We start from the raw sequence: 7,615 nt of genomic DNA, 5'->3' as shown, positions 1-7,615 counted from the left end.
GTCCTGTACGAGCGGGACCCCGCGACGGCCCGCGTCCCGGCGTCCGTCACGAAGCTGCTGACCGCGGCCGCGGCGCTGCGGGCGCTCGGCCCCGACTCCCGCGCCGGCACGCGCGTCGTGGCGGGGGCGGACCCCGGCCAGGTCGTGCTCGTCGCGGGCGGCGACGTGCTGCTCGCCCCCGGCGCGGGGCAGCCCGACGCCGTGGCGGGGCGCGCGGGCCTGGCCGACCTCGCGGCCGCCACGGCCCGCGCGCTGCTCGCGCAGGGCCGCACGAGCGTCTCGGTCGCGCTGGACGACGGCCTGTTCAGCGGCCCGGCGCGCTCGCCCGGCTGGGGTGCGGGCGACGTCGCCGCCGGGTTCGTCATGCCCATCGCCCCCCTCGCGGTCGACGAGGCCCGGCTGGCGCCCGTCCCGAACGCCCCCCGCGCGGCCGACCCGGCCCTGGCCGCCGCGACCGCCTTCGCCGCGGCGCTCGCGCGCGACGGGGTCCAGGTGGCCCCGGCCCCCACCCGCGCCCGGGCCCCGCAGGGCGCCGCGGTCCTCGCCGAGGCGTCGTCGGCCACGACGGCCGAGGTCGTGGAGCTGATGCTCACCACGAGCGACAACACCCTCGCCGAGGTGCTCGCGCGCCGCGTCGCGGTGGCCGCGGGCCGGCCCGGCACCTTCGACGACGCCTCGGCGGCCGTCGTCGAGCAGGTCGCGGCGCTCGGCGTCGACGTCGCGGGCGTGCGCCTGCAGGGCGGCAGCGGGCTGGGCCGCGACACCGCGATCAGCGCCCGCACGCTCACGCAGCTGCTCGCCGTGGTGGCGGGCCCGGACCACCCCGAGCTGCGGGCCACCGCGAGCGGTCTGCCCGTCGCGGGGGCGACCGGCACGCTGTTCGACCGCTACCTCAGCGCCGACCTCGTCCCCGCCGCGGGCCTCGTGCGCGCCAAGACGGGCACGCTCACGGGCGTGAGCTCGCTCGCGGGCTACGTCGTGGACGCCGACGGCCGGCTGCTCGCCTTCGCCGTCCTGTCCGACGCGGTGGCGCCCGGCGGCTCCTACCGCGCGCGCCAGGCGCAGGACCGGGTGGCGACGGTGCTCGCGGGCTGCGGCTGCCGGTAGCCGCAGCCGGCCACGGCGGTGGTCGCGGCGGGACGCGTAGCGTTCGGCGCATGAGCGCAGCCGGGGCACCGCAGCACGACGACGAGGGCCGGCCGCTGGGCGCCTTCGTGGACTTCGACCTGGCCGCCCGCATCGCCGCCCGCCTGGTGCGCCCCGGCCCGCAGGCCTCCGCCGCCCAGGTCGCCGACGCCGTGCACGAGCTGCGGGCCGCGGCCGCCGAGGCCGTCGAGCCCGTGGCCGCGACCGCGGGGTTGCGGCGCGACCCCGCGGCCGGGGCGGAACCGCCCGCCCTCGTGGTGGACCGGGCGTCGTGGGCGCGCGCGAACGTCGAGGCGTTCCGCAGCCTGCTGTCCCCGGTGCGCGTGCACCCGCAGGGCCGGCACGCGCACCGCGCCCGCGGCGGCACCGGCGGGCTGGACCGCGCCGCCACCGCGGTGGGCCGCCGGACGACCGGCGCCGAGCTCGGGAGCCTGCTGGCCTTCCTCGGCACCAAGGTGCTGGGTCAGTACGACGTCTTCTCCGGCATCGACGAGGGCCGGCCCGGGCGCCTGCTCCTCGTGGCCCCCAACGTCGTGCAGGTCGAGCGCGACCTCGACGTCGTGCCGCTGGACTTCCGCCGCTGGGTCTGCCTGCACGAGGAGACGCACCGGCTGCAGTTCGGCGCGAACCCGTGGCTGCGCCGGTGGGTCGCCGACGAGGCCCGCGGGCTGTCCGGCGACCTCCTCGAGCAGCCGCGGGACCTGTCCGAGCGGATGGGCACCCTGCTCCGCGGCCTGCCGGAGGCGCTGCGCGACGGCAGTTCCGGCGCGGGCCTCGCCGACCTGCTGCAGAGCCCCGCGCAGCGCGAGCGCGTCGCGCGCCTCGTCGCGGTGATGTCGCTGCTCGAGGGCCACGCCGACGTCGTCATGGACGACGTGGGCCCGCAGGTCGTGCCGACGGTCGCGACGATCCGGGCGCGGTTCACCGAGCGCCGCCGCGGGCGCGGGTCGCTGGACGGCGTCGTGCGCCGGCTCATGGGCCTGGACGCCAAGACCCGGCAGTACGCCGACGGGGCGCGGTTCGTCCGCGCGGTCGTCGCGCGCGTGGGCTGGGACGGGTTCAACGCCGTCTGGCAGGGCCCGGCCACGCTGCCCAGCCCGGCCGAGATCGCCGATCCGCCCGCGTGGGTCGCGCGCGTGGCGGGGTGAGCGGCCCGCCGCCCGCGGTGGCGGCGGTCCGGGTCGCGGTGCGCGCCGACCTGGCCCGCGTCGCGGCCGAGACCCCGGGCGGCCTCGTCCTCGTGGCCTGCAGCGGCGGCGCGGACTCGCTCGCGCTGGCCGCCGCGACGGCGTTCGAGGCGCCGGCCGCGGGCCTGCGGGCCGGCGCCGTGACGGTCGACCACGGCCTGCAGGAGGGCTCGGGTGCGGTCGCCGAGGCCGCGGCCGCGGCGTGCCGCGCGCTCGGGCTGGACCCCGTGGTCGTCACCCGGGTGGCGGTCGGCCGCGCGGGGGGCCCCGAGGCCGCCGCCCGCACGGCCCGGCTGGCCGCGCTCGACGCCCGGGCGCGCGAGGCGGGGGCTGCGGCGGTGCTGCTGGCCCACACGCTCGACGACCAGGCCGAGACGGTGCTGCTGGGGCTGGCGCGCGGGTCGGGCACCCGCAGCCTCGCGGGGATGCCCGCGCTGCGGGGCGTGCTGCGGCGCCCGCTCCTGGACGTGCCGCGCGCGACCGTCCGGGCCGCGTGCGCGCAGGAGGGCCTCGTCGCGTGGGAGGACCCGGCCAACGCCGACCGCGGCCTCGCGCGCGCCCGCGTCCGCCACGACGTCCTGCCGCTGCTGGAGGAGGCGCTGGGGCCCGGGGTCGCGGCCGCGCTGGCCCGCACGGCGCGGGCGCTGCGCGACGACGCCGACGCCCTCGACGCGCTGGCCGAGCAGGCGGCCGGGGTCGTCACCGACGGCCCCGGCGGCGGCTGCAGCGCAGCCGTCGAGGACCTGCTCGCCCTCCCGGCCGCGCTGCGCCGCCGCCTGCTGCGCCGGGCCGCGCTGGCCGTCGGCAGCCCCGCGGGGGCGCTGTCCGCCGCGCACGTCGACGCGCTCGACGCGCTCCTGCTGCGCTGGCGCGGGCAGGGCGCGGTACACCTGCCGGGGGGTGCGGAGGCCCGGCGCTCGTGTGGCAGGCTCGTGCTCACACGGGCCGGCGCTCCGGGTCAGGACGCCGTGACGATCAGCTGAGGAGTGGACTGCGTGGACGCCGCGGACGCCGGGTCGGACCTCGAGCACATCCTCCTCACCCGGGAGCAGGTGTCGGCGCGCGTCGCGGAGCTCGCGGCCGAGCTGGACCGCGACTACGCGGGCCAGGACGTCCTGCTGGTCGGCGTCCTCAAGGGTGCGGTGATGGTCATGGCCGACCTCTCCCGCGCGATGTCGATCCCGCTGTCGATGGACTTCATGGCCGTCAGCTCCTACGGCTCGGGCACCCGCAGCTCCGGTGTCGTGCGCATCCTCAAGGACCTCGACGCCGACATCTCCGGCCGCCACGTCCTCGTGGTCGAGGACATCATCGACTCGGGGCTGACCCTGTCCTGGCTGCTGTCGAACCTCAGCTCCCGCGGCCCCGCCTCGGTGCGGGTGTGCGCGCTGTTGCGCAAGCCCGAGGCCGCGAAGGTCGAGGTCGACGTCGCCTACGTGGGCTTCGACATCCCCAACGAGTTCGTCGTCGGCTACGGCCTCGACTACGCCGACCGCTACCGCAACCTCGACTGCGTCGCGACGCTCGCCCCGCACGTCTACAGCTGATCCCCTGTGACCGTTAGGCTGACGGGATACCGATAGCTCTATCGGCATCCCGTCAGGAGCCGGCCGTGGACCCCGTCAACCCGTTGCGCACGATCGCACCGACCGTGGACGCCGACGTGCTGCAGGTGCTCGCCCGCACGCAACGCGGCCTGAACGGCTCGATGGTCGCCAGGCTCAGCGGTCGCTCGTACGCCCAGGTGCGGACCAGCCTCCACCGGCTGGTGTCCCACGGTCTGGTGACGACTCAGGACGCGGGGTCGGCGGTCCTCTACCGCCTCAACCGCTCGCACGTCCTCTCCGGTCCCGTGCTGGCCGTCGTGGCGGCCACGGGGACCGTCGAGGCCTGGCTGGGCGACCGCCTCGGCCGCTGGTCACCGCCCCCCGTCGCCGTCGTCCTCTTCGGCTCGTGGGCGCGGGGAGCCGCTGCCCCGGACAGCGACCTGGACCTCCTGGTCGTGCGCGCCGACGACGTCGACGCCGACGGTCCCTGGGGCGAGCAGCTGCACGCGACGGGCGAGGAGCTGGAGGCACTGACCGGCAATCCCGTGCAGTTCGTGCAGGTGACCACCGCTCAGCTGGCGACCGCGGTCCGCGAGGCCCAGCCGCTCATCACGGGGCTCAGGCAGGACGGCCGGGTCCTCGTCGGGCCCAGCCTGCGCGCGCTCCTGGCCGCAGGAGGTCCGGCGTGAGCGCCCGGACGCCACGCACCGGGGCGTGCACCCCGGCGGACGCGCGGACTCGCCTGCGGCAGGCCCGGCTCTACCTCGAAGCCGCCGAGCTCATCCAGGCCGAGGACCTGGCCGAGGCAGCCACGGTCGCCACTGGCAACGCGGTCCTGGCGGCCATCGCGTCCGCGGACGCGATCTGCTGCTTCACGGCAGGCGTCCGGTCCCGGGGTCAGGACCACCGTCAGGCCATCGCCCTGCTCCAGGAGGTCACCGGCGACACGACGCTGGCGCGGGCGCTGCGCGAGGTGCCCGACCTCAAGGTCCAGCGCTGGGCGCTGGCTCCAGCCGGTGACTACGGGCTCAGCAACGTGACGGCGGCCAACTGCACGGCCGCGCTCGGCCGAGCCCGGACCCTCGTGGACGCGGCCGGGGTGCGCATGACCTGATATGGCTGAGGGGCCGCGTCTTCGGACGTGTGTCGGTGGCCTTGGATGAGTTGAGGGTCCCTTCGACACCTTGCGAGCGCGCTCGCGCGCAGGAGACACACCACATGGCAAGCGGTGACCGTGACGAGCTCCGCCGGGGTACGTCCACGAGCCCGTCGCCGGCTCAGTCGATCCGGGCGAGGACCGCGCCGGCCGCGAGCGGGGCCCCCTCGGCGGCGACGTGGTGCAGGGCCCCGGCCCGGTGGGCGGGGACTCGGGCCTCCATCTTCATCGCCTCCACGACGGCCACGTCCTGCCCCGCCACCACGTCCGCGCCGTCCTCGACGAGCCACGCGGTGAGGGTGCCCGGGGTGCGGGCGGTCAGCTCGTGCTCGTCGCGGACCTCGGGGGGCGCCGCGGGTCCCGGCGCCGACCCCAGCGCGGCCAGGAACGCCGCGGGCAGGCCGATGGTCGCCCGCCGGCCGTCGATCTCGATCGGCAGGCGCAGCAACGCCGGCCGGTCGTCCGCGGCCGGCCGCAGCTGGGGTTCCAGGCGCGGCATCAGCTCGGACTCGATCCACTGCGTCCCGACGGCGAAGCCCTCGGTCGAGAAGTCGGGTTCGTCGACCACGGCCCGCGCGAACGGCAGGACCGTGGCGATCCCCGTCACCTCGAACTCGGCCAGGGCGCGCCGGGCGCGGGCGAGAGCGGTGTCGCGGTCGCCGGCGTGGACGAGGAGCTTGCCGACGAGGGAGTCGAACGCGGCCACGACGGCGTCGCCCGCCTCGACGCCACCGTCCCACCGCACACCCGGGCCGGAGGGCACGCGGAGCCGCTCGACCCGGCCGGGGCTGGGCAGGAAACCCCGCCCCGGGTCCTCGGCGTTGATGCGGAACTCGAACGCGTGACCGCGGACCTCGGGCGTGCGCGTGAACGAGGGGCCGTCGCCGGCCGCGATGCGGAACTGCTCGCGCACCAGGTCGACCCCCGTCACCAGTTCGGTGACGGGGTGCTCCACCTGCAGCCGGGTGTTCACCTCGCAGAAGGACAGCGTGCCGTCGGCGCCGAGCAGGAACTCCACGGTCCCCGCGCCGCGGTAGTCCACGGCGGCGCAGATGTCCCGGGCCGCGGCGTGGACGGCCCGACGCTGGTCGTCGGTGAGGCCCGGCGCGGGCGCCTCCTCGACGAGCTTCTGGTTGCGGCGCTGCAGCGAGCAGTCGCGGTCGCCCACGACCGTCACCCCGCCGCGGCCGTCGCCGAGGACCTGCACCTCCAGGTGCCGGGGCGCCTCCAGGAACTTCTCCACGAAGCACTCGCCGCGGCCGAACGCCGCGACGGCCTCGCGGGTCGCGGACTCGAAGGCGCCGGCGACCTCCTCGCGGGTGCGGGCCACCCGCATCCCGCGGCCGCCGCCCCCGTGCGCGGCCTTGATCATCACGGGGAGCCCGACCTCGTCGGCGAACTCCTCCGCCTGCGCCGCCCCGGTCAGCGGGGCGGGACTCCCGGGCGCCAGCGGGGCACCGGCGTCGCGGGCGATGGCGCGCGCGGTCACCTTGTCGCCCAGCGCTTCGATCGTCTCCGGCGTCGGCCCGATCCAGATCAGCCCGGCGGCCTCGACCGCCCGCGCGAACTCCGCGTTCTCGGACAGGAACCCGTACCCGGGGTGCACCGCGTCGGCGCCGGAACTCGCGGCCGCGGCGAGCAGCGCCTCGACGTCGAGGTACGTCGCCGCCGCGGTCTCGCCCGGCAGCGCGACGGCGGTGTCGGCCAGCCGGACGTGCAGGGCGTCGGCGTCCTGGTCGGCGTAGACCGCGACCGACCGCAGGCCCGCCTCGGCGGCGGCGCGGACGACGCGCACGGCGATCTCGCCGCGGTTGGCGATCAGCACGGTCCTCATGGCGTTCCTCACTCCTCGAGGTTCACAGGTCGGCGAACGGGGCGCGCGCGTGGAACCGGACGCGGCTGCCGGGGGGGAGCTGCCCGAGGAGGTCGAGGTGCTCCTGCACGACGGCCCCGACCACGGGGTACCCACCGGTGAGCGGGTGGTCCGGCCCGAACAGCACGGGCTGCCCGTCCGGCGGGACCTGGATCGCGCCGGTCACCGCGCCCTCGCTGGGCAGCTCACCGTCGCGGGAGCGTTCCAGCGCAGTTCCGGCCAGCCGGATCCCCACCCGGTCCGAGCGGGGCGTGACCTCCCACTCCTGGGCGGTGAGCGCGTCGAGCGCGGCGGGGGTGAACCAGTCGGTGCGGGGGCCGAGGACGACGTCGAGGTCGACGGTCCGCCCGGCGCGCGGCAGGTCCCGGTCCTCGACCGCGCCGGGGTCCGCGGCGTGCGGGGCCGCGGCGGGCCCGCGCAGCGCCAGCCGGTCCCCGGCCCGCAGCGGCGCGGGCCCCACGCCGGACAGCGTGTCCGTGGCCTGCGACCCCAGCGCGGGCGGCGCGTCGATGCCACCGCGGACGGCCACGACCGTCCGCAACCCGTCGCGCTGCCCGCCGAACCGGAGCTCGTCGCCGTCCTCGACGGCGAAGGGCCCGGGGGCGACGGGCAGGCGAGTCCCGTCGGCCGCGTGCAGCCCGGCCTCGATCCGGGCCCCGGCCAGCGCGACCACCCCGGCGCCGGTGAACCGCAGGACGGCCCCACC

The 7,615-nt window shown here is 77.6% G+C and carries 8 protein-coding genes; 6 read left to right on the top strand and 2 right to left on the bottom strand.

The features are described from left to right. The 6 genes from dacB to GTR02_RS17765 form a co-directional block, all read left to right on the top strand. Positions 1–1,107 (top strand): D-alanyl-D-alanine carboxypeptidase/D-alanyl-D-alanine endopeptidase (gene dacB, locus GTR02_RS17790; RefSeq protein WP_166608825.1); only part of this gene is annotated, 1,107 nt, incomplete at its 5' end. Positions 1,108–1,157: 50 nt separating this feature from the next. Further along, positions 1,158–2,294 (top strand): zinc-dependent metalloprotease, encoded by a 1,137-nt coding sequence (locus tag GTR02_RS17785; RefSeq protein ID WP_166608824.1) that lies wholly within the window; start codon positions 1,158–1,160, stop codon positions 2,292–2,294. Next, on the top strand, positions 2,291–3,316 hold the full coding sequence (gene tilS, locus GTR02_RS17780) for a tRNA lysidine(34) synthetase TilS (protein WP_166608823.1): 1,026 nt from the start codon (positions 2,291–2,293) through the stop codon (positions 3,314–3,316). The genes GTR02_RS17785 and tilS overlap by 4 nt, the downstream gene beginning before the upstream one ends. Positions 3,317–3,328: 12 nt before the next feature. Beyond that, positions 3,329–3,880: a hypoxanthine phosphoribosyltransferase gene (gene hpt / locus GTR02_RS17775; protein WP_166608822.1), complete on the top strand. Its 552-nt coding sequence runs from the start codon at positions 3,329–3,331 to the stop codon at positions 3,878–3,880. 65 nt (positions 3,881–3,945) lie between these two features. Then, positions 3,946–4,569 carry a nucleotidyltransferase domain-containing protein gene (locus GTR02_RS17770; protein ID WP_166608821.1) on the top strand — a complete coding sequence of 208 codons (624 nt, stop codon included), beginning with the start codon at positions 3,946–3,948 and terminating at the stop codon, positions 4,567–4,569. Further along, a complete protein-coding gene (locus GTR02_RS17765; RefSeq protein WP_166608820.1) occupies positions 4,566–4,994 on the top strand; it encodes a hypothetical protein in 429 nt (142 codons plus the stop codon). Before GTR02_RS17770 ends, GTR02_RS17765 begins: the two co-directional genes overlap by 4 nt. Before the next feature lie 163 nt (positions 4,995–5,157). Here the strand turns inward: GTR02_RS17765 and GTR02_RS17760 are convergent, their stop codons facing one another. Both GTR02_RS17760 and GTR02_RS17755 read right to left on the bottom strand, forming a co-directional pair. Continuing rightward, on the bottom strand, positions 5,158–6,870 hold the full coding sequence (locus GTR02_RS17760; RefSeq protein ID WP_166608819.1) for an acetyl/propionyl/methylcrotonyl-CoA carboxylase subunit alpha: 1,713 nt from the start codon (positions 6,868–6,870) through the stop codon (positions 5,158–5,160). Between the two features lie 22 nt (positions 6,871–6,892). Beyond that, on the bottom strand, positions 6,893–7,615 hold a 723-nt coding region (locus tag GTR02_RS17755), incomplete at its 5' end, for a 5-oxoprolinase subunit C family protein (RefSeq protein WP_166608818.1).

It is taken from the genome of Kineococcus siccus (assembly GCF_009906795.1).
Classification (GTDB): domain Bacteria; phylum Actinomycetota; class Actinomycetes; order Actinomycetales; family Kineococcaceae; genus Kineococcus; species Kineococcus siccus.
This window is presented reverse-complemented; position numbering and strand designations above follow the sequence as displayed.